The sequence below is a fragment of the Flavobacterium pectinovorum genome, assembly GCF_006438875.1.
Lineage (GTDB): Bacteria > Bacteroidota > Bacteroidia > Flavobacteriales > Flavobacteriaceae > Flavobacterium > Flavobacterium pectinovorum_A.
Genome location: NZ_RCZH01000003.1, coordinates 189,428 through 214,823 on the forward strand (window position 1 = coordinate 189,428; position 25,396 = coordinate 214,823).

General features: G+C 33.0%; 24 protein-coding genes. 13 read left to right on the forward strand and 11 right to left on the reverse strand.

Annotated elements, in window-relative coordinates:
- Positions 1–417 precede the first annotated feature (417 nt).
- The 4 genes from EAH81_RS05265 (at position 418) to EAH81_RS05280 (ending at position 2,093) form a co-directional block, all read left to right on the forward strand.
- Positions 418–1,008 carry a TetR/AcrR family transcriptional regulator gene (locus tag EAH81_RS05265; RefSeq protein WP_140504525.1) on the forward strand — a complete coding sequence of 197 codons (591 nt, stop codon included), beginning with the start codon at positions 418–420 and terminating at the stop codon, positions 1,006–1,008.
- Between the two features lie 69 nt (positions 1,009–1,077).
- Positions 1,078–1,536: a hypothetical protein gene (locus EAH81_RS05270; RefSeq protein WP_140504527.1), complete on the forward strand. Its 459-nt coding sequence runs from the start codon at positions 1,078–1,080 to the stop codon at positions 1,534–1,536.
- A gap of 7 nt (positions 1,537–1,543) precedes the next feature.
- Complete coding sequence (locus EAH81_RS05275; protein ID WP_140504529.1) at positions 1,544–1,852, forward strand: DUF3817 domain-containing protein; 309 nt, start codon at positions 1,544–1,546, stop codon at positions 1,850–1,852.
- A 34-nt stretch (positions 1,853–1,886) separates the two neighbouring features.
- Positions 1,887–2,093, forward strand: a complete 207-nt coding sequence (locus tag EAH81_RS05280; protein WP_140504531.1) for a hypothetical protein — start codon at positions 1,887–1,889, stop codon at positions 2,091–2,093.
- A 73-nt stretch (positions 2,094–2,166) separates the two neighbouring features.
- Here the strand turns inward: EAH81_RS05280 and lpxD are convergent, their stop codons facing one another.
- From lpxD to prfB, 4 genes are all read right to left on the reverse strand, one after another.
- Positions 2,167–3,165 carry a UDP-3-O-(3-hydroxymyristoyl)glucosamine N-acyltransferase gene (gene lpxD / locus EAH81_RS05285; RefSeq protein WP_140504533.1) on the reverse strand — a complete coding sequence of 333 codons (999 nt, stop codon included), beginning with the start codon at positions 3,163–3,165 and terminating at the stop codon, positions 2,167–2,169.
- A 114-nt stretch (positions 3,166–3,279) separates the two neighbouring features.
- Positions 3,280–3,825: a DUF1697 domain-containing protein gene (locus EAH81_RS05290; RefSeq protein WP_140504535.1), complete on the reverse strand. Its 546-nt coding sequence runs from the start codon at positions 3,823–3,825 to the stop codon at positions 3,280–3,282.
- Positions 3,826–3,896: 71 nt separating this feature from the next.
- Positions 3,897–4,343 carry a peptide-methionine (R)-S-oxide reductase MsrB gene (gene msrB / locus EAH81_RS05295; protein WP_140504537.1) on the reverse strand — a complete coding sequence of 149 codons (447 nt, stop codon included), beginning with the start codon at positions 4,341–4,343 and terminating at the stop codon, positions 3,897–3,899.
- A 165-nt stretch (positions 4,344–4,508) separates the two neighbouring features.
- A protein-coding gene (gene prfB / locus EAH81_RS05300; protein ID WP_140504539.1) for a peptide chain release factor 2 occupies positions 4,509–5,607 on the reverse strand; the annotation gives its coding sequence in 2 pieces (ribosomal slippage) (positions 4,509–5,543 and positions 5,545–5,607; 1,098 coding nt in all).
- A gap of 457 nt (positions 5,608–6,064) precedes the next feature.
- On the opposite strand from prfB, the gene EAH81_RS05305 reads away from it, so the two are divergent.
- On the forward strand, positions 6,065–7,084 hold the full coding sequence (locus EAH81_RS05305) for a threonine aldolase family protein (protein ID WP_140504541.1): 1,020 nt from the start codon (positions 6,065–6,067) through the stop codon (positions 7,082–7,084).
- Between the two features lie 191 nt (positions 7,085–7,275).
- On the opposite strand, the gene EAH81_RS05310 is transcribed toward EAH81_RS05305, so the two are convergent.
- Positions 7,276–7,596, reverse strand: a complete 321-nt coding sequence (locus EAH81_RS05310) for a YbaB/EbfC family nucleoid-associated protein (RefSeq protein WP_140504543.1) — start codon at positions 7,594–7,596, stop codon at positions 7,276–7,278.
- Between the two features lie 144 nt (positions 7,597–7,740).
- Between EAH81_RS05310 and EAH81_RS05315 the strand changes: the two genes are divergently transcribed.
- From EAH81_RS05315 to EAH81_RS05330, 4 genes are all read left to right on the forward strand, one after another.
- Entirely contained in the window at positions 7,741–9,801 is a 2,061-nt protein-coding gene (locus EAH81_RS05315) for a S9 family peptidase (RefSeq protein WP_140504545.1), read from the forward strand.
- Positions 9,802–9,871: 70 nt separating this feature from the next.
- Positions 9,872–10,912 (forward strand): PLP-dependent cysteine synthase family protein, encoded by a 1,041-nt coding sequence (locus tag EAH81_RS05320; RefSeq protein ID WP_140504547.1) that lies wholly within the window; start codon positions 9,872–9,874, stop codon positions 10,910–10,912.
- A 323-nt stretch (positions 10,913–11,235) separates the two neighbouring features.
- Positions 11,236–12,102 (forward strand): LamG domain-containing protein, encoded by an 867-nt coding sequence (locus EAH81_RS05325; protein WP_140504549.1) that lies wholly within the window; start codon positions 11,236–11,238, stop codon positions 12,100–12,102.
- 410 nt (positions 12,103–12,512) lie between these two features.
- Entirely contained in the window at positions 12,513–13,427 is a 915-nt protein-coding gene (locus tag EAH81_RS05330) for a LamG domain-containing protein (protein ID WP_140504551.1), read from the forward strand.
- 162 nt (positions 13,428–13,589) lie between these two features.
- Here EAH81_RS05330 and EAH81_RS05335 read toward each other — a convergent pair whose 3' ends face one another.
- The 3 genes from EAH81_RS05335 to EAH81_RS05345 form a co-directional block, all read right to left on the reverse strand.
- The gene (locus EAH81_RS05335; protein ID WP_140504553.1) at positions 13,590–14,201 is read right to left on the reverse strand and encodes a hypothetical protein; all 612 of its coding nucleotides are present in this window, start codon (positions 14,199–14,201) and stop codon (positions 13,590–13,592) included.
- 85 nt (positions 14,202–14,286) lie between these two features.
- Positions 14,287–15,585, reverse strand: coding sequence for a hypothetical protein (locus EAH81_RS05340; RefSeq protein WP_140504555.1), 1,299 nt, complete (start codon positions 15,583–15,585; stop codon positions 14,287–14,289).
- 66 nt (positions 15,586–15,651) lie between these two features.
- Positions 15,652–16,203 carry a hypothetical protein gene (locus EAH81_RS05345; RefSeq protein WP_140504557.1) on the reverse strand — a complete coding sequence of 184 codons (552 nt, stop codon included), beginning with the start codon at positions 16,201–16,203 and terminating at the stop codon, positions 15,652–15,654.
- Between the two features lie 501 nt (positions 16,204–16,704).
- Here EAH81_RS05345 and EAH81_RS05350 point away from each other — a divergent pair.
- Positions 16,705–17,448, forward strand: coding sequence for a hypothetical protein (locus tag EAH81_RS05350; protein ID WP_140504559.1), 744 nt, complete (start codon positions 16,705–16,707; stop codon positions 17,446–17,448).
- A gap of 91 nt (positions 17,449–17,539) precedes the next feature.
- Here EAH81_RS05350 and EAH81_RS05355 read toward each other — a convergent pair whose 3' ends face one another.
- From EAH81_RS05355 to gcvT, 3 genes are all read right to left on the reverse strand, one after another.
- On the reverse strand, positions 17,540–18,253 hold the full coding sequence (locus EAH81_RS05355; protein WP_140504561.1) for a YebC/PmpR family DNA-binding transcriptional regulator: 714 nt from the start codon (positions 18,251–18,253) through the stop codon (positions 17,540–17,542).
- Between the two features lie 387 nt (positions 18,254–18,640).
- Positions 18,641–20,671 (reverse strand): S41 family peptidase, encoded by a 2,031-nt coding sequence (locus tag EAH81_RS05360; RefSeq protein ID WP_140504563.1) that lies wholly within the window; start codon positions 20,669–20,671, stop codon positions 18,641–18,643.
- A gap of 297 nt (positions 20,672–20,968) precedes the next feature.
- Positions 20,969–22,051 (reverse strand): glycine cleavage system aminomethyltransferase GcvT, encoded by a 1,083-nt coding sequence (gene gcvT, locus EAH81_RS05365; RefSeq protein WP_140504566.1) that lies wholly within the window; start codon positions 22,049–22,051, stop codon positions 20,969–20,971.
- A gap of 447 nt (positions 22,052–22,498) precedes the next feature.
- On the opposite strand from gcvT, the gene EAH81_RS05370 reads away from it, so the two are divergent.
- The 3 genes from EAH81_RS05370 (at position 22,499) to EAH81_RS05380 (ending at position 25,138) form a co-directional block, all read left to right on the forward strand.
- Positions 22,499–23,347: an NAD(P)H-hydrate dehydratase gene (locus EAH81_RS05370; RefSeq protein ID WP_140504569.1), complete on the forward strand. Its 849-nt coding sequence runs from the start codon at positions 22,499–22,501 to the stop codon at positions 23,345–23,347.
- Between the two features lie 635 nt (positions 23,348–23,982).
- Positions 23,983–24,765 (forward strand): HipA family kinase, encoded by a 783-nt coding sequence (locus tag EAH81_RS05375; RefSeq protein ID WP_140504572.1) that lies wholly within the window; start codon positions 23,983–23,985, stop codon positions 24,763–24,765.
- Positions 24,755–25,138 (forward strand): DUF3037 domain-containing protein, encoded by a 384-nt coding sequence (locus tag EAH81_RS05380; protein ID WP_140504575.1) that lies wholly within the window; start codon positions 24,755–24,757, stop codon positions 25,136–25,138. Before EAH81_RS05375 ends, EAH81_RS05380 begins: the two co-directional genes overlap by 11 nt.
- Positions 25,139–25,396: the final 258 nt, after the last annotated feature.

The window sequence follows — 25,396 nt, forward strand, 5'->3', positions numbered from 1 at the left end:
ACAATTTCTCAAACGTCCCAATGGGACGATGTTTCTCTCAATGCATTTTTTTTCTACCAATGAGGTGTTCCGATGGAACAAAATCCAAAAAGCTTAACTTAATGACATTGAACTTCGGGACGGGTAATGTCATTAAGTTAAGCTTTAAAAAATAAAATTATTGCAAATCAAATCCGTTTTTATCCGCGTTTTTACGAAGTAAATCTGTTTTATCCGCGTCAAAATTAGACGCTGATTTTACGGATTCGCTAAAGCGAAAACGCTGATAAAAACGGATTTTTCTAATTACTTTCTTGATTAAACTGTTAAGTAATTTTTTAAGACTTAAATAGAAATTGATTTGTTGACATCTGAAATTTTAGGCTTAAGTCATTTTTTTTGCCTTAATTTGTTATTTCATACTAACTAGTATTTTTTATGTCGAAAGCAGCAAATACAAGACTTACAATTCTTCAGAAAGCATTTGAATTGATTTATTCAAAGGGATATCAAACAACAAGTATTGATGAAATAATTGCGACAACTCAAGTAACTAAAGGTGCTTTTTATTACCATTTTAAAACAAAAGATGAAATGGGAGTGGCTATTATTGAGGAAATTCTAAAACCTACAATGCTGGGTAACTTTATAAAACCAATAGAAAATTCAGAAAACCCAATTGAAGATTTTTACAATATGATTTCTTATTTGTTGTTGGAAGATCCGTTATTGGATGTAAAGTATGGTTGTCCGGTTGGAAATTTGACTCAGGAAATGACGCCCTGGAACAATCAATTTAGTAAGGCTTTGTCAGAGTTGGTAGATCAGTGGATGTTGACAATTGAAAAAGCAATTTTAAGAGCTCAGACTTTAGGATTAATAAGGAAAGATGTAAACGGTCAGCAAGTAGCTTTTTTTGTGATGTCCGGGTATTGGGGAATACGTAATTTTGGAAAACTTAAGGATAGTAATTCTTGCTATATTGTTTATTTAAAGGAATTTAGGAATTACCTGAATAGTTTGAAATAAATTTACATTCAAAAAACATACTACTTAGTATGTTTTGATATATATTTGCATTGTCTTAATCAAAAAACAATGCAACAATCACTTTTATTCTGCCATTCAGCACTGCGATGGTTTGTTTTGGGAAGCTTATTATACGCTATTTTTCGAGCCTATAAAGGTTATTCGTCAAAGCTGCCTTTTACCAAAACAGATAATACAATCCGACATTGGACGGCTACAATCGCACACATTCAACTAATTTTTGGAATTCTTATTTATGTGCAAAGTCCGATCGTAAAATACTTTTGGAAAAATTTTAGGGAAGGAATTCAAAATACTGAAATTGCTTTTTTCGGAATACTTCATATTCTCTTAATGCTTTTCGCAATTGTTTTAATCACGATTGGTTCGGCTTTAGCCAAAAGAAATCAAAATGACAACGACAAGTTCAAAACAATGCTGTTATGGTTTTCTATTGCTTTGATTATCATTTTTATTGCCATTCCGTGGCCTTTCTCTCCTTTAGCAAACAGACCTTATATTAGATAACATTATTATGAAAAATTTACTGCAAACAAATACCGGAAGATTACGAATTATTGGATTTTTAGAAGGAACATCTTTATTGATATTATTATTTATTGCGATGCCTCTAAAATATATTTTTGGAATGCCATTTTTAACAAGACCAGTTGGTACTGTTCATGGCGCATTGTTTTTACTTTTTATTTTTAATACTTTAAGTGTTGGAGTAGAGCAAAACTGGAGATTTGCAGCTACAACATGGAAAGTACTTTTAGCCTGTATTATTCCGTTTGGAACTTTTTATATTGATACTAAAATTTTAAGCAAAATAAAGGCATAATCTGAAAATTAAATCAACTCAAAAGAATTCAAAGATGGTTTTAGTATTTAAAACAAATGTAGATTCTATTTCGAAAGTGAATCGAATCGCTCCAAAACTGAACAGGTTATTTCCCAGAACAAAGTGGAATTTTGATCTCGAAGATTGTGATCGTATTTTACGGCTTGAATCCGATAATGATATTATAAAAGAGATTATTCTTTTAATGAAAGTTTTAGGTTTTAAATGTGAAGCCTTATAAATTCTCTTTCGTTGTGAATAGGCATAAAAAAACCAGAAGCTAGCTTCTGGTTTTTTGTATAATATTGTTTTGATTATTTTTTTGAATCACAAACCATTCGTTTTAAGATTGCCCATTGTTTTAGAGCATCACGAGCTTCTACAGCTGGATAACCCAACATGGTTTTTCCGGCAGGAACATCGCAGGTAACTCCTGAACCAGCTCCTACAACAGCTCCGTCACCAATAGTGGTATGATCTTTTATAGAGGCGCTTCCGCCAATAATAACACCATTTCCTAAAGTTACAGAACCTGCTAAACCACTGTTTCCGGCCATAATACAAAATTTACCTAATTTACTATTATGTCCAATTTGCACTAAATTATCAATTTTACAACCGTCACCAAGTACAGTAGAGCTGAATTTTCCACGATCTACACAAGTATTTGCTCCAATTTCAACACCGTTTCCGATAATTACATTTCCAATTTGTGGAATTTTCACCAAACCTTTTTCACTACAAGGACGAAATCCAAAACCATCGGCTCCAATTGTTGCATTTGGGTGAATGATACAATCATTACCAATATGACAACGCTCGCGAACAACAGTTCCTGACCAAATTATGGTATTTTTACCAATTGTGCATTCGTCTAAAATAGTCACATTTGGGTAAATAGTAGTAAAGGCACCAATTTCAACTTTTGGACCTATATAGCAACCCGCACCAATTCGTGCGCCTTCACCTATGATTGCTGTTTCGTCTATAACGGCAGTTCTATGGATATCATTGTGAAATAAAGGAGTAGGCGGAGCAAAGAGAGCCAAAATTTGAGACATCGCCAAATCGGCATTTTTTACTTTGATAAAAGCACGATTTTCTCCAGGTTCTATCGAAATATCTTCGTTTACTACAGCAATTGATGCATTTGAAGCAGACCAAAATTTTTCGTATTTTTTGTTTCCTATAAATGAAATTTCTGAAGTTGTAGCTTTTTCTAGTTGCTCTGTTGCAGTTACGCTTTGCGAAGTAGTGCCGTAAATTACGCCATTTATAACTTCATTGATTTCTTGAATTGAATAGGATTTCATTGAGTGAATTTATTGACTTAGGGTTATTTTTTGCCAAATAAAATCAATTAGATCCTAATTACCTAATATTTTTTTTGCGTTTGTTAAAAAGTGTGTAAAATAACGCCCCTAATATTACAAATTTAACATTAAATCTATCAATTTATTAATTGTTTTCCAGTTTCTGGTCGTTGCTTTTACTTTTAGTTTGTTCTCGATTATACTGTTTGTAAGTTTCGAATTTCCTGTTGCATTGGGATAAAAAATATACATTACCTTGTTGATTGTGATGTGCTTATCTTCTTTGAAATCAATTGTTTTAAAAATGTCAAGATCTGTAATTGCTGGTTCTTTTGATAAAAAAGTAACGTATGGTTGTACCGGATCATTTATTTTAAAATCAGCATATGGATTTTGTTCTGCACATTTTTGTAATTCTTCCAGTGTCAAAACAAGGACGGGAACCTGATATCCAAAATGTTTTTCGATACTATTTGCGATCTGATTTTCTAAATCGAAAATATTAGTAAGATTACTAGTAAAAATAATATTTCCGCTCTGAATATATGTACTGATATTTTCAATGGAAAGCTCTGTTAATATGGTTCTTAAAGTTTCCATCTTAATAAGTTTTTGTCCACTAACATTTATACCACGCAGAAAAGCAATATAAGTTTGCATTGTCTTTGAAGTTTAGATTAGAATTTAAAAAGCGATTCACTTTTGATAAAGGAATCGCTTTTTAAAAATAATTATTCTGTTATTTTGGATAACGAAATAGCATTTATACAATATCGTAAACCACTTGGTTCCGGACCATCAGGAAAAACATGTCCTAAATGCGCATCGCAAGTATTACAGACCACTTCAACGCGAATCATCCCATATGATTTATCTGCATTATAAGCAATCGCATTTTCTTTTAGAGGTTGCGTAAAGGAGGGCCAGCCTGTTCCTGATTCGAACTTTTCGGAAGCATCAAAAAGTAACGTTCTGCAACATTTACACTCATAGATTCCGGGGTCAAATAAACTGCAAAGCTCAGAACTAAAAGATCTTTCAGTGCCTTTTAGACGTGTTACCTGATATTCTTCAGGTGTTAAGATCTGTTTCCATTCTTCTGCTGTTTTCTCCACTCTTTTTTCCGGAACCGGATTTCCTTTATTCGTAAAACGAATTATATCTGCCCATTTGATCATAATCTTTGTGTTTAGTATTTCAGTTTTCAGTCTCAAGTCGCAGTTTTCAGTCGCAGTGCTCAGTCTCAGTTTTAATGTCAGTATTCAGTTTTCATTTGCTAACTGCGACTGAAAACTGAAAACTGAGCACTGCGACTGAAAACTAAAAAACTGCGACTGCAAACTTTACTCCTCTTCTTTTTGTCCCATCATCATTAAAAATGCTTTCAAAAATGGGTCAATATTTCCGTTCATAACGCCGTCGACATCGCTGGTTTCATAACCGGTACGAACGTCTTTGACTAATTTATAAGGCTGCATTACATAATTACGTATTTGCGAACCCCATTCGATTTTCATTTTTCCGGCTTCGATATCGGCACGTTGTGCTTGCTGTTTTTTCAACTCGATTTCATACAATTGAGAACGTAACATCTGCATGGCACGTTGCCTGTTGTCTTGTTGCGATCTGGTTTCAGAACATTGAATCTGGATTCCGGTTGGTTTGTGTACCAATTGTACTTTAGTTTCAACCTTATTTACGTTTTGTCCTCCGGCTCCACTAGAGCGGGAAGTTGTAATTTCGATATCGGCTGGATTAATGTCAATTTCGATACTATCGTCAACAAGCGGATAAACATAAACAGATGCAAATGAAGTATGGCGTTTGGCATTACTATCAAAAGGAGAGATTCGAACTAAACGATGCACGCCGTTTTCTCCTTTTAAATATCCAAAAGAATAATCGCCTTCAAACTCCAATGTAACAGTTTTAATACCTGCAACCTCGCCAGCCTGAAAGTTTAATTCTTTTATTTTATAACCATAACTTTCGCCCCACATCATATACATACGCATCAGCATTCCTGCCCAATCACAACTTTCAGTTCCTCCGGCGCCAGCAGTAATTTGAACTACGGCACTTAAACTGTCACCTTCGTCAGAAAGCATGTTTTTGAACTCAATGTTTTCAATATGAGTTTGCGTTGTTTTATAATGTTCGTCTAATTCTTCTCCGGAAAGTTCCCCTTCTTTATAGAAATCATAGGCAAGCTGCAATTCATCCGTGAGTTCGATGGCTTTGTTATAATCTTCGATCCATTTTTTCTTGTTTCGAAGGTTTTTTACAATGACTTCGGCTTCTTTTGCATTGTTCCAAAAGTCAGGTGCGAAGGTTTTTTCTTCTTCGTTGGCAATTTCAATTAGTTTGGCATCAACGTCAAAGATACCTCCTCAACGCACCAAGGCGCTCCACAATACCTTTTATTTGTTCGGTAGTTGTCATAAATTAATAGTAGTTTTTAGGTTTTTTGTAAATATTACGTAATTCTTTAAGAGCTGAATTTTTATCAAACAGAACCAATTGCAAAACGTAATTTTGTTGTACAAAAATAAGATATAGTTTTCAGAATATTCAAAATAATTTAACAGAAGAAGAAAGTAAATTCAAAAGTCTATACTTGCCAAATACTATATAATTACATAAAGATGATTTCTTAAAATTGTATTTTGAAATGAATGACGCTAAACCATATTTGTTTAATTATTTTTTCGGCAAACAAAATAGTTTCTAAAATTGTAAGTCAGATTTAGAATATTATACTAGTTTTATATGTTTTTTGTAAATATTACGTTAATTTGGTTCTATAGTACGTCACAAGTTAAATTTTAGTAAAACTTGCCAAGAATAACTATTAGTAATACGTAATTTTGCTGCACAAAAAAGATATACTTTTTAGAATATGGAAATAAATTTAATTAGCGATACCATTACCAAACCAACATACGAAATGTTGCAGTATATGTTTAACGCTCAAGTTGGCGATGATGTATACAGGCAAGATCCCACAGTTATTGAGTTAGAGACTAAAGTAGCTGAATTTTTTGGTATGGAAGCCGGACTTTTTTTTCCATCCGGAACTATGGCAAACCAAACCGCAATTAAATTACATACACAACCGGGAGAGCAATTAATTGCCGATAAATATGCCCACGTTTATCATTATGAAGGAGGAGGAGTTTCTTTTAACAGCGGTGTTTCATGCTGCTTGTTAGACGGAAATCGCGGAATGATAAACGCTTCTCAGGTAGCAGCAGCTATTAATGATCCTGAGTTTTACCACAGCCCGTTAACCAGTTTGGTTTGTGTAGAAAATACCACAAACAAAGGTGGTGGAGCTTGTTATGAATTAGATGATTTAAAAGAGATAAAAAAGGTTTGCGACGCCAATAATCTGAAGTTTCATTTGGATGGAGCCAGAATTTGGAATGCATTGGTTGCAAAGAGACAAAATCCGAAAGAATTTGGAGCTATTTTCGACACAATCTCAGTTTGTTTATCAAAGGGATTGGGCGCTCCAATAGGTTCTATTTTGCTTGGAACTAAGGATGATATTCGTAGAGCGTTGAGAATCAGAAAGATATTAGGCGGTGGAATGCGTCAGGTAGGTTATTTGGCAGCAGCCGGATTGTTTGCTTTAGCCAATAATATAGAAAGATTGGCAGAAGATCATAGAAGAGCCAAAGAAATTGCAGCAGTTTTAAGCACAAAACCTTGGGTATCGGCAATTGAACCTGTAGAAACCAATATTTTGATTTTCTCATTAGCCGAAGGTTACAGCGATCAGCTTTTAATTGAAAAATTGAAACTTAAAAATATTTTAATAAGTTCAATGGGACACAATAAACTTAGAATCGTTACACATCTTGATTACAAAGAAGTGATGCATACTTACGTTATTGAAACGCTTCAAAAGTTCTAAAAGAGGTTCAAAGTGGCAAAGGTTCAAAGTGGCAAAGTGGCAAAGGTTCAGAGGAACAAAGGTTCAACATAATAGAGGTTCGAAGTTGCAAAAGATTGAGGAACAGATTTTTAAAGTTATATAAAAGGTTCAAAGGTCGTTTACAATGTAAAAACCTTTGAACCTTTGTTCCTTAGTACCTTTTTTAAAACCTATTTGAACAAATTATCCATTCCCGGAATCATTGGCATATCCATTTTTGCAACGGCGTCAAGTTCCTGTTCGTTTACACTCGTAGCTCTTTCGATTGCTTTATTTAACGTTACGATTAAATAATCTTCCAGTTGTTCTTTATCTTCCAGTAAAGAATCATCAATAGAGATTGTTTTTACTTTTCTATTTGCAGTAAGCGTTATTTTTAATAATCCGTCAGCACTTTGTTCATCAATCAAAACTGTATCCAGACGCTTTTTTGTATCTTCAATTTTTTGTTGGGTTTCTTTAAGTTTGCCCATCATTCCCATTAAATCCATTTTTTGTTGATTTTTAAATTATTTCATACAAAATTAGTATATTGCTGTATTATATCAATAGAATATTTTATGAAAAAATTAATTTGGTTCTATTGTGATTGTAGTATTTTTGCAGCTCCGAATTTACAAACCAATGCTTAATCAATGCAAAACGATATAATGGCTCCAAAGGCCAAAGAAATTCCAAAAACATTAAAAAAACACAAAGAAGCCCGAATAGATAATTATTTTTGGTTAAATGACCGCGAGAATTCTGAGGTTATTGATTATTTGAATCAGGAAAATGCTTATTACCAAAGTATGACAACGCATACAAAAAAACTTCAGGGGGATTTGTATGAAGAAATGAAGGGCAGAATTAAAGAAGACGATTCGTCTGTTCCTTATTTTTACAATGGATATTTTTACATCACCCGCTTTGAAACCGGTAAAGATTATCCAATTTTTGCCAGAAAAAAAGGAAGTCTTTCGGCAGAAGAGGAAATTTTGTTCAACTGTAATGAATTATCAGTAGGGCATGCATATTTTAAATTGGGAGGTTTGAGTATAAGTCCCGATAACAAATTTGCCAGTTTTGGAACTGATATTGTTGGAAGAAGAATTTATACCATTCAGTTTAAAAATTTAGAAACAGGAGAAATATTATCTGATAAAATCGAAAACGCTACCGGCGGATCAGTTTGGGCAAATGATAACAAAACTGTTTTTTATACCAAACAAGACGAAGTTACTTTAAGAGCTGATAAAATTTTCAGACATAAATTAAATACAGATTCTGCAACGGATATTTTGGTATTTAATGAAACTGATGACACTTTTAATGTTTCTGTAAGCAAAGAAAAATCAAGAAAATATATTGTTATTAGTTCTGGAAGTACCTTAACAACCGAATACAGAATTCTGAATTCAGATAATCCTGACGGAGAATTTGAAGTATTTCAGCCACGTGTTCGCGGTTTAGAATATAGTATTTCGCATTTTGAAGACTCATTTTATATTCTGACCAATAAAGATAAGGCGACTAACTTTAAGTTGATGAAAACGCCTGAAAATAAAACAGGAAAGAAAAACTGGGTAGATCTTATTCCGCATCGCGAAGATGTTTTGCTGGAAGACATCGAAATCTTTAAAAACTATTTAGTTATAGAAGAGCGTTCAAACGGATTAAATCATATTCGTATTATGCCCTGGAATGATGAGCCTGATTATTATCTTCCTTTTGGCAGCGAAACTTACAGTGCTTTTACTACGACAAATATTGATTTTGATACTGATATTTTGCGTTATAGTTATCAATCACTTGCGACACCATCGTCTGTAATTGATTTTAATATGAAAACTAAAACCAAAGAAATCTTAAAAGAGCAACAGGTTTTAGGAGGTAAATTTGATAAAGAAAATTATATCGAAGAGCGCGTTTGGGCAACAGCCAGAGATGGAGTAAAAGTGCCTATTTCGATGATTTATCGCAAGGGATTAAATAAAGACGGTAAAAATCCGTTATTGCTTTATTCATATGGTTCTTATGGAATAACAATGGATACCTATTTTTCATCCACAAGACTTTCGTTGTTAGATCGTGGTTTTGTTTACGCAATCGCCCATATTAGAGGTGGAGAAGATTTAGGAAGACAATGGTATGAAGACGGAAAACTGTTAAAAAAGAAAAATACCTTTACAGATTTCATTGATTGCTCTAAATTTGTAATTAACGAAAAATATACTTCTTCTAAACATTTGTATGCAGAAGGAGGATCAGCGGGAGGACTTTTAATGGGAGTTATCGTAAATGAAGCCCCGGAATTATATAATGGAGTTATTGCTCAGGTGCCTTTTGTAGACGTTATTACAACAATGCTGGATGACAGTATTCCGTTGACAACTGGAGAATATGACGAATGGGGAAACCCAAACAATAAAAAATATTATGATTATATGTTGTCGTATTCACCTTACGATAATGTAAAAGCGCAAAATTATCCAAATATGTATGTGTCTACCGGATTGCACGATTCGCAGGTACAGTATTGGGAGCCAGCCAAATGGGTAGCCAAGTTGAGAAATCTAAAAACAAATAATAATCTTTTGTTTTTAGATACCAATATGGATGCTGGACATGGTGGAGCTTCAGGACGTTTTGAGGCTTTAAAAGACTTAGCAAAAGAATTTAGTTTTTTATTAGATTTAGAAAAAATTAAAAGCTAATTAGAAATTTTTTGTTAAATTTGCAACCTATCAAGGTTATTTTAAAATGCCTTCGATTAACTATTTTTTTATGAAAGAAGAAATAAACGCTTATAATAATGTTTTAGAATTAATAGGTAACACCCCACTTATTAAGCTAAATAAAATTACCGAAGCCTTAGAAGGAAATTTCTACGCAAAGGTAGAAGCTTTTAATCCGGGACATTCCTCAAAAGATAGAATAGCGTTATATATTATTGAAGAAGCCGAGAAAAAGGGAATTCTATCACCGGGAGATACCATCATAGAAACAACATCTGGTAATACAGGTTTTAGTTTGGCAATGGTAAGCATTATAAAAGGCTACAATTGTATTCTAGCAGTAAGTTCAAAATCATCGAAAGATAAAATTGACATGTTGAGAAGTTTGGGAGCGAAGGTATATGTTTGTCCGGCGCACGTTTCTGCAGATGATGAAAGATCATACTACAACGTAGCCAAACGTTTACACGAAGAAACAAAAGGCTCGGTTTATATCAATCAATATTTTAATCAATTAAATATTGATGCGCACTATAACAGTACAGGTCCGGAAATATGGGAACAGACAAAAGGGCAAATTACACACCTTATTGCTTGTAGCGGAACAGGAGGAACTATCTCAGGAACTGCAAAGTTCTTAAAAGAGCAAAATCCAAATATCAGAATTTTAGGAGTAGATGCTTTTGGATCTGTATTAAAAAAATATCACGAAACCAGGGAATTCGATAATAAAGAAATTTATCCATATCGTATAGAAGGTTTAGGTAAAAACTTGATTCCATCAGCAACAGATTTTGATATCATTGATAAATTCATGAAAGTAACCGACGAAGAAAGTGCTCACTCTGCCAGAGAGATTACCAGAAAAGAAGGCTTATTTGTTGGATATACTTCTGGAGCAGTAATGCAGGCTATCAAGCAATATGCAGAAGAAGGCGAGTTTACAAAAGATAGTAATATTATTGCCATCTTCCCCGATCATGGTTCTCGCTATATGAGTAAAGTATTTAGCGATGACTGGATGAATGAACAAGGATTCTTTGACAGTGTCAATGAAGAAGAAGTTCAAAAAATTGAATTTGTAAAGTAGTAATAAAATACTTTTTTAAATATAGAACTCCATTTGTTTCGACAAATGGAGTTTTTTTTGTAAAAATGTTTTTACAAATAAGTAGCGTATATTGCCTTGAATTGCTACAAAATTTTATTTTTATGAGAATCCCGCATTTATACTTGGATATCGTTTGTTAAGTTGAATAAAATTTATAGTTTTAACAAAATTATGAAAAGTATAAAGAAATTTAATTAAAAAATTAAAAGTATCAATTTTGATTATTTAATAAATTGTTCATTCCATATGCTTTTTCTATTGTTGAATGAATCTCGTTTTAAATGCCTCTAAAATCTGTCACTATGAATAAATTATTACTGACATTAATGTTTGTAAGTTTTTTTAATGCGAATGCTCAAAATCCAGTTCAGGAATTCAATTTTAATGGAAACCTAAGTAATATCGATAAAACAATTTCCTTTTTGGGATCTTCTGCTTTTGTAAATGACAGAATGGGAGTTGCCAATGGCGCCATACGACTTACTAATAAAGCTTTGCAGACTGTTGTTGGGGATCTTCCGCAAGACAATAAACCAAGATCAATATCTATTTGGGTAAAGTTTAATGTAATTGCTCCTGCTAATTATATTTTTGGATATGGAAGTCCGGTAAATGCACAATATTTTGGTTTATTACAGAAAAACGTAACAGGACCTAATTCTGATTTATGTTTGGCTGGTTGGGGCCCTGCAAATGATGTCGTAGTTACGGCTCCGCTTGCAAAAGGTATTTGGTATCAATACAATGTTACTTATGACGGTACTACATCTAAAATATATCGTAATGGTGAATTATTAACGTCATTAGGAGGAATTGCCCGTTTGACAAAAGGATATATCTTTAGGTTAGGGCAAATGAATACCTCTGTTGGACTTAATGCTGATATAGACGATATTAAGATATATAATGTTGCTATGACAGACGAGCAGGTTATGGAATCTTATGACAGTTCAAAACCGATAACTGCAGTTGCTCAGAAAACAGAAACGGTAAAAAAAGGTCCCACAATTATAAAAAATGATACTAAAAATGCAACTGAAGGAAATGTTATTGCAAAAAAAGTTGAAATTTTCTCTCAGGGAAAAAAAATAGTTGGAACCAATGCTTCAAATATTAGTGACTTACCCGAAGGAACTTATTTATTGAAAATAACAAATGGTCAAAATTAAAAATTGGCAATTATGAGTAACGAATAATAAGTATTACTTTTTAAATATAGTACTCCATTTGCAAAAGCGAATGGAGTTTTTTTTTGAATTATATTAGAACTTCTACGGAATTAATAGGTATTTAATATTCGGATATTTTCATTTATTGGAGAATGTTAATTTTTGTGTTTTAATTGTAAATACCGTATTTATACGTAGGGTTATTTTGTTTTGGTTGAGGTTAATTTATTATTTTAATATAATTAACAGAAGTATAAATAAATACAATTGAGCGTATGAAATCATCAATTTTGGTTATTTTAACGATTATTTAGGTTAATCATCGAAAAAATTTTCGCTCAAATGCATAATAATATAGATTAGCAGTGTTAAAATGACACAAAGTTTTTTAATACCCTAAATCTACTATTATGAAAAAATTACTACTCACATTAATGTTTGTAAGTTATTTGAATGTTAATGCACAAAATCCGATTCAGGAATTTAATTTCAATGGTACTTTAAATAATGCCAACAATACAACTTCTTTCATGGGAACCGATAATTTCGTAACCGATAGAGCGGGAGTTGTAAAAGGAGCTCAGCGGTTAAGCAATAAAGCTCTTGAAGCTGTTATTGATAATCTTCCTCAGGAAAATAGCGCCAGAACCGTAAGTATTTGGGTTAAGTTTAATGATATTTCATCGGCGAACTATATTTGGGGATACGGGACCGCTTATAATGCCCAATATTGTGGCTTATTGCAACAAGGTACTACATCATCAAATTCAGATTTAAGTTTGGCGGGTTGGGGAGCTACAAACGATGTTATTGTTTCTACTGCTCTTGCAAAAGATGTTTGGTACAACTATACGATAACTTATGATGGTAAAGTTTCGAAAATATACAGAAATGGTCAATTATTAAAATCTGTAAACGGAATCACTCGCGCTACAAAAGGAAATATATTTAGAATGGGAGAAATAAATATAACGGTGGGAATTAATGCAGATGTAGACGATTTAAAAATATATGATGTAGCATTAACAGACAGTCAGGTTACAGCGCTTTATGACAGTTCTAAACCCTTGGTTGTTATTGCCGAACCAGTTGTTGCTCCAAAAGTTGCGACTAGCGGAAAAGGAAAAACGGCGACAAAAGCAGCAGCTCCAAATGCTTCAATTATTGCGACAAGCGATGTGAGCGGAGTTTCAAAAAATGTTGAGGTTTATTCGCAGGGACAAAAAGTAGTGGGTAATAACTCAATGAGTATAAATGATTTGCCGGAAGGAACTTATTTGTTGAAAATAACAAATGCTCCCTCTAAAAAAATTACTTCAAAATAGATAAAGAATAATTTTTAAATAGTTAGTTAGTTTTTTATGTTGTTTAGTAGAGTTAAATTTTTTGGAATAGTAGAAAAAGCCTTCTAAAGATCCTTTCAGAAGGTTTTTTTGTATTTATAATTATGTTCCTATAATCCTCTGTATTACTAAACAGGAAAAATATTAGCTATTAAGTTTTTCTAACATTTTCGTTTCTGCAGTTGTTTTCAAATAATTATTAAAATCAAGATAATCTTGGGGTAAATTCGTTTCAAAAAGTTTATCAATCATAAACAAACTCTTTCTAAATTCTATAGTAATAGAGTAGTGAGATGTTTCGGTTTTTACATTATACCACAAATACATTGCTGTTCTATCATTAAGGCCATATTTATATAAGGATATTTCTCCGTCTTCCACATTAAGACAGTAATTATAGAATATTTCTGAAGGATCTTCATAATCTCCCAAATATGAATTTTCTATTTCGAAGTTATCTTTAATTACACTTTCTTTCCAAACCAAAATATTGTTTTCGTTTCTGTAAAATTGTAAGTTTTTGTTTTCCAACTCTTTTGACCATATTAATCTGATATATTCTAATTCCAGAAAGTCGTATGAAGATATAAAAGCATCTATCAATTTAAATACAGTTTCGTAATTCAATTGATCACCAGGAAAACTTCCTTCAAAGGTTTGAGTAAACAATTCTCTATTATCAATTGTAGTAACTATCTCTATTGTTTTTTTATGAAACCAGTTAATCCATTCTTTAGTTACTTTTAATTTATTCATTTTATTTAAGATGCTGATTTTCCAACAAATACAGCTATTTTTATATTGAGAATTACATTTGTAACGGTTTATATTTCCTGATTTGTTACCTCTTAAGTTTGATTTTTGTGATTATTTCATCTGTTAACAATGGGTTTTCCCATATTCCGAGAACGTAAGTAACATCTTCTCCATAACTGTCTTCTCCGGCGCCTCTTGGTTGATATTCAAATTGCCATCTTTTAAATTCAATCATTATATATTGCTTTCCTTGATGTTCAATTAGAATAATTTCTCCCGGACAATCGTATAGTTTGTGAATTTTTAAAACACTAGTATAATATCCTTTATAAATTGCATGCTCTTCGATTTCAAATCCATAGGTTTTGGATAAAAACAATAATTCATCTATAATAAAGGATTCCTGTGAGTATTCAGAAGGTCTGGCAGTTATTTGTTTTCTATATGTTTTTCTCTCAGAAGATAAATTATTTCCATTTGGATCTAAAATTTTTATATCAGGCCGTATTAATTCTGTTTTTATTGAAGCAATACTTTCATTAATGTTTTTACTTCCATTTCCAAAAATTTCAGTTTGAATACAATAAAATTGTTCTATTAGTTTCATTTCTTTTTGATTTTCAAAAACTGCATAAATAAAAATACCTTCTGGACCATATGATCCTGTAAGACAATAAATAACAGTTAATTGATCATTTTGAGAAATTTCTAATGTTCTTGAAATATAATTATCGTCGTAGGCATAAAAACAATCATCCCGTTGTTTTATTTTTAGATTGTGTTTTTTAGTTAGCAATTCGAGTTCCTGCTTACTAAAATATCTAAAAGTAGATAATGTTTTTACGTTTTCTTTAAAGATATAAATTCGTTTTTCTCGTATTTCTACATATGAATTACTATACACGGCATAATCGTCAGAGCTTAGCCAATTGTCATATGATCCAGTAACTTCAAGTAAGTTAATTCCATCGAAAAAGATATAATTAAACGGAATTTCTAAATCTTTTGCAACATCCTTACTTTCGGTTATTACAGGATTACTAATCAAATAATCTCTCCAATCTTTCAGCAAAAGATATATTGCCTGAGTAGGAATCTCGGCGATACATTTCCAATAATTATAAGTATCAATGACTTGTGCTATTTCTTTTTTGCATTCAATACTATAAACCTCATACCCAAAATCATAGTATTGTAATTCACCGGATAAGACCTTTTCCAGAGATTCAACTATTTCTTGTAAATACTCAAATCTTAAATTTGTTATTTCGGTAGAAAAATGCTCGCCATATCTTTCTTGATTTTCAATTAATAGTATTGGTACAGACTTATTTAAGTTATTTCTATCATCGAAATAGTTATGCATCTTAAATTGATACTTCATCTTTTAGTATTGTTTTCTTATCATAAGAGTACTTTTTTTAAAATTAATTCAAATCTTTAAATCAATTTAAAACTGTTCATTCTGTTTAGCTTCCCATCTTCCAAGTCGTTTTCTTTTTTCAATTTGATGTAATGCTAATTCTTTGATTACCTCATCCTCAGATAGTGAAATTTTTTCTAACGCTTCGATATTATAAGGTTCTGGTTGCGCACCAATGGCATAGATAATTTTCCGAATAAACGGATATTTAAGATCTTCGTCATGTTTATAAAACTCAGGAGGTGAATGAAATATTTGCATTAAATATTTGATGTTATTTTCATCCTCATTAAAAGAATCCTGGAATGATCCAATTATGGATTCATGATTATGATGCCAATTCTCTAATAAAAAGAATTGCAATAGTCTCATAAAATCATTATCGGACATTGAAATGGGAAATCTCCATAATATGTCAGTAAATGGCGTGTCGTAAATAGAATCAGTTTTTGACTCCAATAGTAATTGCTTGAGCTCTTCAAAATTTGCTCTGTAAGGAAATATAAGGAACAATTTCTCTCTGCTAATTCTATAATTTTCATGAAAGATTTCCCAATCTTTTTCTGATACTTTTATCATCTTTTTATTTTTGAAAAATAATATATTATTAAACTCTTTAAATTGTATGCATGATGTATATCTCTGTAATAGTATATAATCTGTTCAGAATATTTAATTGATTTTATTTACAAAAAGAGTAGTGAAAGATATTGAAATTCAGAATAAGATTTTAGATAATAGAAGAATAGTTTTTCAATATTATGAATACTAAAAAAGCCTTCTAAGTATATCTTCAGAAAGCTTTTTTTACTATTTTAATCTGTTGTTTTTTAGTTAATAACGCTAAGAACAACAAATAAAATTACCAAAATAATTACGGCGAATTTTGTGTATTTAGATGTTTGCATAATGTTTATTTAAAAATTAATTAAGATTTGAGATCGGCAAATATAATAGATAATTATAAGAATAATCATAAATAAATAAAAATAGTCTTCTTGCTTCCCAACCTTTCTGTTTAAAAGTACTCTATATAAATAGTAATCATCTTTAGAATGGTTTTAACTTTAAAAATAGCGTATGAAAAAGAAATTCACCTTAGAAATAGCAACTCCTTGTTCTGAAAATTTTGATAAAATGGTTCCTAATTCAAAAGGTTCATTTTGTGATTCCTGTGCAAAAAATGTAATTGACTTAAGCCGAAAAACAAATTCAGAAATCGCCAGATTTATGGTAGAGCATAAAAATGAAAACATTTGCGCACGAGTTAAAACAACGCAATTAGAAAGCGAATTTGTATACAATGAAGTTTCTAAAATGAACAATCTTAAATATGCTGCAATTGCTGCTTCGGTTTTGCTAACATCAAGTGTTACAGCGCAGGAAAAAGAACCTGTTGTAACCGAGATATCTGTAGAACCAACTCATCATCTCGTTGGTAAAATTGCTGTTAACCAACATGTAAAAAAGGAAATTTCAATAATAATTAAAGGAAAACTATTAGATGCTAAAACTCATAGACCTTTGGACGAAAGAGCGTATCCTGACTTGACGCTTACTATTAATAATGAACCAATTCCCGTTAAGGTAAATCCAAAAACAGGCGGATTTTCTATTCCGGTTACACTTTCAAAAGATGATAAGGTATTGATTATTAATATTTCCGGCAGCGATTATTATCTTTCTAAAGTCATACCTTTTGATGCTAAGTCCGTAAAAAAGAATATTTTTCAGCAAGATATAATTATCGAAAGTGAAACTATAAATAAAATATATCAATTAGGAGGCATTCGTGCCAATTTTGTTGACGAAAAAAAGGAATAACAAAATCCAGGTAAACTCAATCAAAGGCCAATTAAAAACAAAAAAGCCCTGAAATTTTTTCAGGGCTTTTGTTATTTATAAAAAGAGAATTTTATTCTTCTTTCATTGTGTGATAAACGTTCATAACGTCATCATCTTCTTCAATTTTTTCGATTAGTTTCTCAACATCAGCGATTTGAGCTTCAGTAAGTTCTTTGGTAATTTGCGGAATACGCTCAAAACCAGAAGATAGAATTTCAAGACTTCTATTTTCTAACTCTTTTTGCATAGCACCAAAGCTTCCAAAAGGCGCATAGATTAAGATACCATCTTCATCTTCAAAAACTTCTTCAGCACCAAAATCAATTAGTTCCAATTCTAATTCTTCAGGATCAAGATTCCCTTTTGCAATTCTGAAATTGCAAGTATGGTCAAACATAAACTCAACAGAACCTTGCGTTCCCATTGTACCGTTGCATTTGTTAAAGTAGCTGCGGATGTTTGCAACCGTTCTATTATTGTTGTCAGATGCAGTTTCAATTAAAATTGCAATTCCGTGAGGAGCATAACCTTCAAACAAAATTTCTTTATAATTGGCAGTATCTTTATTACTTGCATTTTTTATCGCGCGCTCCACATTGTCCTTAGGCATGTTGGCGGCTTTTGCATTTTGTATTACAGCTCTTAATCTAGAATTGGCATCTGGGTTAGGACCACCTTCTTTAACGGCCATAACGATGTCTTTACCAATTCGGGTAAATGTTTTAGCCATTGCTGACCAACGTTTCATTTTTCTTCCTTTTCTAAATTCGAACGCTCTTCCCATTACTAATTTTTTATTTTGTGATGCAAAAATACGGTTATTCCTTATTTTTCCAAAATCAATTTCAATTATATTTTAAGTTAAAAAGTTTCAGGTTTCAGGTTTCAGGTTTTGCTGGGGTTAATAGAGTCAAAAATCGCAATTTCTAATCAATCTTGTCATTTCGACCAAGGGAGAAATCACACTAGAAACGCCACTCCCATAATCTTCAATCGTTGTCGAATTACGACTGTGATTTCTCTGACAAAGTAAGATTTTTTCAAAGTCGAAGACTTTGAAAAAAGAGAGAAATCTAAAATCTAAAATCTAAAATCTAAAATCTAAAATCTAAAATCTAAAATCTAAAATCTAAAATCTAAAATCTAAAATCTAAAATCTAAAATCTAAAATCTACTTCGACGCATTAAACTCATTAATAACATTCACCGCTTCATTCAAATATGGATTCGTTTTTAGATTATCGATTTGATATTGATTTATCGTTTTTTCAGTAGGATAAGTGCCAAGTAAAAATTGATTTACCGTAGAATTGTAAACATCCAATGGATTATTTTCGTCATTAAAAGTACTGATTTCCATCCAAAGAGCGTTTACGACTTTCTTTTGTTGAAAAACAGCGTCCAATGTCATCGGAACTTCTGCTTTAGGCGTATTAACCAATTGATCAATTTTCAGATTGATTTTTTTTATGTTATTAAAAAAGTAATTTCCAGCCAGTCTTTGTGAACTATTTTTTGCCAGTTTATCAATCAGAGCCCTTTTTACATAAGGTTTATATTTTAAGAATGGCGCAATACTATCATTTTTAATCGCAGTAGGGAAATCGCTTTCTTTTTGATAAACGCCCTCATAAAATTCCGGAAGAACTACATCTGGAGTCACCCCAATATATTGATGGCTTTTGCCTGTAACTCTATAGAATTTGTTAATTGTAATTTTCAAAAAATCGGTGTTTTTGCTTTCGTCAAGCGAAAGAATAGTCTGCATAGTAGCTTTTCCAAGAGTCGTACTTCCTAACAACAAAGCTCGATTATAATCTTGCAATATCGAAGAGAAAAATTCACTCGCAGAAGCCGTATTACTATTAACCAAAACCACAATAGGACCTTTATAAATCAAGCCTTTATAAGGATCATTAATCACAGATGTCTGTTGTTTATTATCTACAACAATAGAAAGCGGACCATAATCTATAAACATTCCCGCCATTTTTATGGCTTCCTCCATAGATCCGCCGCCGTTATCGATCAAATCAATTACCAAACCTTTTATATTATCTCTCTCCAATTTTATCACTTCACGGGCAACATCGTCCGCACAACCTTTTCTGCTGGTTCCATCTAAATCTGCATAGAAACTCGGAATTTTGATGTATCCAATTTTACTTTCTTTTCCAACAATAAAGCTAAAAACCGAGTTTTCTTCGTCCTTCATTATTTGCTTTTCGACATAGACGTCAAAACTCTTACCCGAATTTCGCTTTAGCGTAAGCGTAATACTTTTATTCGATTCTGATAAAATCATAGTCGAAATCGATTCTAATGAAGCACAAGAAACCTGCAAAGTTTCTTTTTGATTCGAAATAGAAACAATCTGATCTCCTTTTTTTACCTGACCCGTTTTATAGACAGGACCATTTGGATCAATTTCTTCAATAATAATTTCATTTTTCTCATTTAGATTCACGCTCATTCCCAGCGACAAATGCTCCTTAGACAATGAAGCTACAAAACTCGTTTTAGAATCATCACTAAAATAAGCCGTATGCGGATCAAAATAAGTGCAAAAGAAATTATAGAAATTCTCCTCTTGTTTTACTTTAGTTTCAAGAAGCGTATTGATTCTGCAGATTTCATTCGTCAAAATCAGTTTTCTTGAAGCAAGTTCAATAGATTTAAAATTGGCTTTAATCGAATCCAGATTTTCGCTGGTTTCGGATATTTCATCCAAAATCTGATAACGGAGTTTTTTAAGCCAGACTTTCTCTAAATCTTCTTTTTTAAGATAAAACGGAAATGATTTTTTATAAAACCTAATCGTATCTTTCTTGGTATAATCAATAGGTCCAGCCTGAATTTTTTCTAAAACGGCTTTAGTTCTCAAAAGACCGGTTTTGTATTTATCCGTAATATCAGCTAGAAAACTACAATCATCACTCAGGATTAAATCATCTAAATTCAAACGATATTTAGAGGCCATTTCGTCGTATTCACTCTTGTAAAAAATGTTTCTGGAAGGATCTAAACCATTGATTAGGTTGTCAAAAACAAAAATAGACAAACTATCATCCACAGGCTTTGGTCTGACATGTTCTGCCTGAATAAGAGCATTTATTTTGTTTACCAATTCGCACGTTTCAGCGCTATTTTGACTAAATAGAACAGTAGAAGTCAACAGAAATACCAGCCAAATTTTTTTCATAAATAGAAAATCTATCGTTTAGACTAAAGTTACATTTAATTTTTCATAAACGGTTATATTATTTTCTAAAATTTCTTACATCCAACGATTTATTTTAACATATAGTCCCGAAGCTTCGGGATACGTTTTTCAAAATGCAAAACAAGGAAAAAGCCACGAATTCAAGAATTTTTTCTTTAAAAGAAATTAAAATAATTCGTGAATTGCTTCGCCTGTTCGCTAGCGCTCGAGTCGTGGCAAAAAAAAAATGCGTCACCCAAAAAAAGTAACGCATTTCTAAAATATATGTTTTAAAAACTATTTCTTGTAAAAAGGTAATTTAACCACCTTTGCAGCAACATCATTTTTTCTAATTCTGATAAAAATATCACTGTCAACAGCACTATTATTTACCGTAACATATCCTAAACCAATACCTTTATTCATAGAAGGCGACATAGTTCCAGAAGTTACAACACCAATAACAGCACCTTCAGCATCTACAATTTCGTAGTCATGTCTTGGCACAGCGCGTTCCTGCATTTCAAAAGCAACCAGTTTTTTGGTAACACCTTCTTCTTTTTGCTTTTTAAAATTTTCAGAATTTGTAAAGTTTTTAGTAAATTTAGTAATCCATCCCAATCCGGCTTCAAGCGGAGAAGTAGTATCATTAATATCATTTCCGTACAAACAGAAACCCATTTCAAGACGCAAAGTATCACGAGCCGCCAAACCAATAGGTTTAATTCCGAAAGCTGCACCAGCTTCAAAAACTTTATTCCAAATTGCTTCAGCATCAGCATTTTTGCAGTAAATTTCAAAACCACCAGAACCGGTATAACCAGTAGCCGAGATAATTACATCACTAAATCCGGCAAAATCACCTACTTCAAAATGATAGTAAGGAATCGCTGCCAAATCTAAAGAAGATAGAGGCTGCATCGCTTCAACTGCTTTTGGTCCTTGAATCGCCAATAAAGAATAATCATCAGAAATATTTTTCATATCAACACCCAAATCGTTGTGAGATGAAATCCAGTTCCAGTCTTTTTCGATATTCGAAGCATTTACAACCAATAAATACTCCTCATCTTTCATTTTATATACAATCAAATCATCCACGATTCCGCCATCATTGTTAGGCAGGCAAGAATATTGCGCTCTTCCAATCGTCAAAGTCGATGCATCGTTTGAAGTCACTTTTTGAATCAAGGCCAGAGCATTTGATCCAGTCAGCAAAAATTCTCCCATGTGCGAAACGTCAAAGACCCCCACACTGTTTCGAACCGTTTCGTGTTCAGCAATAACACCTTCGTATGTAATAGGCATGTTGTAACCGGCAAAAGGCAGCATTTTCGCTCCCAAACCCTCATGTATGTGCGTAAGCGCAGTGTTTTTCATTGTGTTGTTTTAAAAAATTGTGTCGCAAATTTATTCAAAAAATATCAAAATGAGGCACACAAAATTATAAATTTCGCAATGATTAGGAGCAATTCCAGCTTTCCGTTACAAGTCCTCATAAAAAAAGCAAAGTTTCTAATGTTCCAAAAAGAGCTTCCGTTGGTCGCTTTTTTAGAACAAGAAACTTTTGCTTTTTTTACTCCGGGCTTTCCACTTCAATCTGGGCTAGACATTCCCATAACAATAAACATTTTCCTCTTCAATTTTTATGTAACTTTAATAACCTGAATTTTTATTATTAAAATGAATCGAAAAGATAGAGGAATCCGCTAATTAAAAATCTGTTTTTATCCGCGTTTTTACGAAGTAAATCCGTTTAATCAGCGTCATAAATAACATCAATCTAAATCCAAAAGTGATTAAACATCAATACAATAAATAAGCCAAATGAAAGATCCATTTCTAATCACAAAAGAAGATATTCTAAAATTCTACAAACCCACAAATCCCTTAACCCATAAAGGACTTCAGGGACACGCCGTGATTATTGCCGGAAGCTACGGCAAAATAGGCGCAGCAGTTCTAGCCTCAAAATCCTGTTTAAAATCAGGCTGCGGACTCGTAACCACATTTACGCCAAAATGCGGGTATCAAATTCTGCAAATTTCAATTCCCGAAGTCATGGTTGTAACCGATGAAAACGCCAATTTTATCACCAATATACATCTCCCTTTAATTCCGCAAGCAATAGCAATTGGCCCCGGAATAGGGCAGGAGTTAGGCACACAAAAAGCCCTTTTCGAATTTTTAAGAATCAACAATGTACCCTTAGTTCTCGATGCAGATGCGTTGAACATCTTAGCCGAAAATCAATCCTGGCTAGATTTAGTTCCCGAAAACACCATCCTGACACCACATCCCAAAGAACTGGAACGCTTAATAGGAAAGTGGAATTCAGAATCCGAAAAATTTCAAAAAACAATCGCCTTTTCTGAAAAACACAAAGTCATAATTGTTATGAAAGGCGCGCCAACCTACATCATCAATAAATCCGAAATCTACGAAAACACCACAGGAAACGCGGCATTAGCAACCGCAGGAAGCGGCGACACCCTAACCGGAATCATTACAAGTTTGCTCGCCCAAAGTTACGAACCTAAATATGCAGCAAAACTAGGCGTCTTCCTCCACGGATTAACCGCCGATATTGCCTTGCCAAAAACAGGTTATCAATCGTTTATAGCCTCAGATATTATTGAGAATCTTGGAAAAGCTTTTCTTGAATTAGAGAATTAGAGAATTAGGCAATTGAGATAATTAGATAATTAGATAATTAGATAATTGGGAAATTTGTTTCAGGTTTTCTTTGTTTCAGGTTTCAAGTTCATGCGGTTTGTGTATAGACTTTTGTTTATAAACAAAAGTCTATACGAAAGCTAATTCACTAAAAGATATCGCCAACGTTTTGTCATTTCGATTTCTATGATAAAATTAAATCTTTTTTCGGTTCAATGGATCAATCCCGTCCCGACGTTTTGGGATCGGGAAGTTGCTGCAATAGAAATTATCCCTTCGGAATTTTTTTTGGCAGTTCCGAAGGAACAAATTATATTGTAGGGATGGATTTTAATCCATCATTCGCAATCAAAACCCAATCTTGTCATCCCGAACGAGGCATCACACTAATAGTTCGACAAATAGTGGCAAATTTCTATACGTCCCGAAGCTTCGGGATAGTGTAATCCTTCGTTCCTCGCAATGACATAAAATGAGAATAAAAAATCCGTTTTTTTCAGCGTCTTCGCTTTAGCGAATCCGTTTCATCCGCGTACATTTTTCGCATGAAGTTTTCCGGTCATTATACGGAAAGAAGCAAAAATCTAAATTCTAAAATCAAAATCCGTAAGTTTGTATTTCAGTAAATACTGCTTATGAAAAACAATTTCGATCTAAGAACGGTAAATGTTACACGTTACATAACGCCTTTGCGCGAAGGCGGTTCATTACCCGCTTTGGCAGAAGCCGACGACGATTTTAAATACGTCCTGAAATTCAAAGGAGCCGGTCACGGTGTAAAAGCCCTGATAGCCGAATTAGTGGGTGGACAAATTGCCAAAGCTTTAAAATTGCAATTGCCGGAATTGGTTTTTGCCCATCTCGATGAAGCCTTTGGAAGATCAGAAGGCGACGAAGAAATTCAGGATTTACTGCAAGGAAGTCAGGGATTAAATCTGGCACTTCATTTTTTATCAGGCGCAATCACTTTTGATCCCGTTGTAACCACTGTAGATGCCAAGTTAGCCTCACAAATCGTTTGGTTAGACGCATATATCACCAATGTCGATCGTACGTTTAGAAACACCAATATGTTGATTTGGCATAAAGAATTATGGCTTATTGATCACGGAGCATGTTTGTATTTTCACCATTCCTGGAACAATTGGGAGCAACATGCCAAAAGTCCGTTTGCTTTGATAAAAGATCACGTTTTATTACCGCAAGCCACACTTTTAAAAGAAGTTGATGCCGAATATAGAGCACTTTTAACACCAGAAATTTTGGCAGATATTGTAAATACAATTCCACAAGAATGGCTGCAATGGGAAGATACGGACGAAACACCGGAAGCTTTGCGCAACGTATATTTACAGTTTTTGCAAACGAGATTAAACAATTCAGAAATCTTTGTAAACCAAGCGCAAAATGCAAGATAGTCACTTATATGAGTATGCCGTAATTCGTGTGGTACCAAGAGTGGAACGCGAAGAATTCCTGAACATCGGAATCATTTTGTTTTGCAAAAAAGCCAAATTTATAAAAGTATTACACCACATAAACGATGCAAAGATCGAAGCTCTTTCAAATGATTTTGATATTGAGCAATTGCATTGTAATATTACCGCATTAGAAAAAATCACCAACGGCGCCAAAGACGGCGGTCCAATTGGAGAAATGGATATTCCGGAACGTTTTCGATGGTTAACAGCAATTCGCAGTTCAGCGATTCAGACTTCAAGACCACATCCGGGATTATGTCAGGATTTAGAAAAAACGATTCAAAGATTATTTGAAGAATTAGTTCTTTGAAAAAAGGTTCAAAGGGACAGAGGTTCAAAGGAACAAAGGTTTTCCGTAGAGACGCACAGCAGTGCGTCTAATATAATATTAAAAAAATCTCGCAAAGACGCCAAGTCGCAAAGTTTTATATTCTTTGCGACTTGGCGTCTTCGCGAGATTATAAAAGTCTTGCTATAAAAAAACTTCGTGTCTTTGTGTCTTCGTGGCAAAAAAAAATCGCCATCAAAAAAACAACCACATAAGCAATTTAAGAAAACGAAGCCTAAG

Coding starts and splice junctions, on each gene's coding strand:
- EAH81_RS05275 (WP_140504529.1), top strand. CDS start 1,544: ATGAAAAATTTACTGCAAACAAATACCGGAAGATTACGAATTATTGGA.
- EAH81_RS05270 (WP_140504527.1), top strand. CDS start 1,078: ATGCAACAATCACTTTTATTCTGCCATTCAGCACTGCGATGGTTTGTT.
- EAH81_RS05375 (WP_140504572.1), top strand. CDS start 23,983: ATGAAAAACAATTTCGATCTAAGAACGGTAAATGTTACACGTTACATA.
- EAH81_RS05330 (WP_140504551.1), top strand. CDS start 12,513: ATGAAAAAATTACTACTCACATTAATGTTTGTAAGTTATTTGAATGTT.
- EAH81_RS05350 (WP_140504559.1), top strand. CDS start 16,705: ATGAAAAAGAAATTCACCTTAGAAATAGCAACTCCTTGTTCTGAAAAT.
- EAH81_RS05370 (WP_140504569.1), top strand. CDS start 22,499: ATGAAAGATCCATTTCTAATCACAAAAGAAGATATTCTAAAATTCTAC.
- EAH81_RS05320 (WP_140504547.1), top strand. CDS start 9,872: ATGAAAGAAGAAATAAACGCTTATAATAATGTTTTAGAATTAATAGGT.
- gcvT (WP_140504566.1), bottom strand. CDS start 22,051: ATGAAAAACACTGCGCTTACGCACATACATGAGGGTTTGGGAGCGAAA.
- EAH81_RS05290 (WP_140504535.1), bottom strand. CDS start 3,825: ATGCAAACTTATATTGCTTTTCTGCGTGGTATAAATGTTAGTGGACAA.
- EAH81_RS05345 (WP_140504557.1), bottom strand. CDS start 16,203: ATGATAAAAGTATCAGAAAAAGATTGGGAAATCTTTCATGAAAATTAT.
- EAH81_RS05305 (WP_140504541.1), top strand. CDS start 6,065: ATGGAAATAAATTTAATTAGCGATACCATTACCAAACCAACATACGAA.
- EAH81_RS05280 (WP_140504531.1), top strand. CDS start 1,887: ATGGTTTTAGTATTTAAAACAAATGTAGATTCTATTTCGAAAGTGAAT.
- EAH81_RS05340 (WP_140504555.1), bottom strand. CDS start 15,585: ATGAAGTATCAATTTAAGATGCATAACTATTTCGATGATAGAAATAAC.
- EAH81_RS05360 (WP_140504563.1), bottom strand. CDS start 20,671: ATGAAAAAAATTTGGCTGGTATTTCTGTTGACTTCTACTGTTCTATTT.
- EAH81_RS05265 (WP_140504525.1), top strand. CDS start 418: ATGTCGAAAGCAGCAAATACAAGACTTACAATTCTTCAGAAAGCATTT.
- lpxD (WP_140504533.1), bottom strand. CDS start 3,165: ATGAAATCCTATTCAATTCAAGAAATCAATGAAGTTATAAATGGCGTA.
- msrB (WP_140504537.1), bottom strand. CDS start 4,343: ATGATCAAATGGGCAGATATAATTCGTTTTACGAATAAAGGAAATCCG.
- EAH81_RS05380 (WP_140504575.1), top strand. CDS start 24,755: ATGCAAGATAGTCACTTATATGAGTATGCCGTAATTCGTGTGGTACCA.
- EAH81_RS05355 (WP_140504561.1), bottom strand. CDS start 18,253: ATGGGAAGAGCGTTCGAATTTAGAAAAGGAAGAAAAATGAAACGTTGG.
- EAH81_RS05335 (WP_140504553.1), bottom strand. CDS start 14,201: ATGAATAAATTAAAAGTAACTAAAGAATGGATTAACTGGTTTCATAAA.
- EAH81_RS05310 (WP_140504543.1), bottom strand. CDS start 7,596: ATGGATTTAATGGGAATGATGGGCAAACTTAAAGAAACCCAACAAAAA.
- EAH81_RS05325 (WP_140504549.1), top strand. CDS start 11,236: ATGAATAAATTATTACTGACATTAATGTTTGTAAGTTTTTTTAATGCG.
- EAH81_RS05315 (WP_140504545.1), top strand. CDS start 7,741: ATGCAAAACGATATAATGGCTCCAAAGGCCAAAGAAATTCCAAAAACA.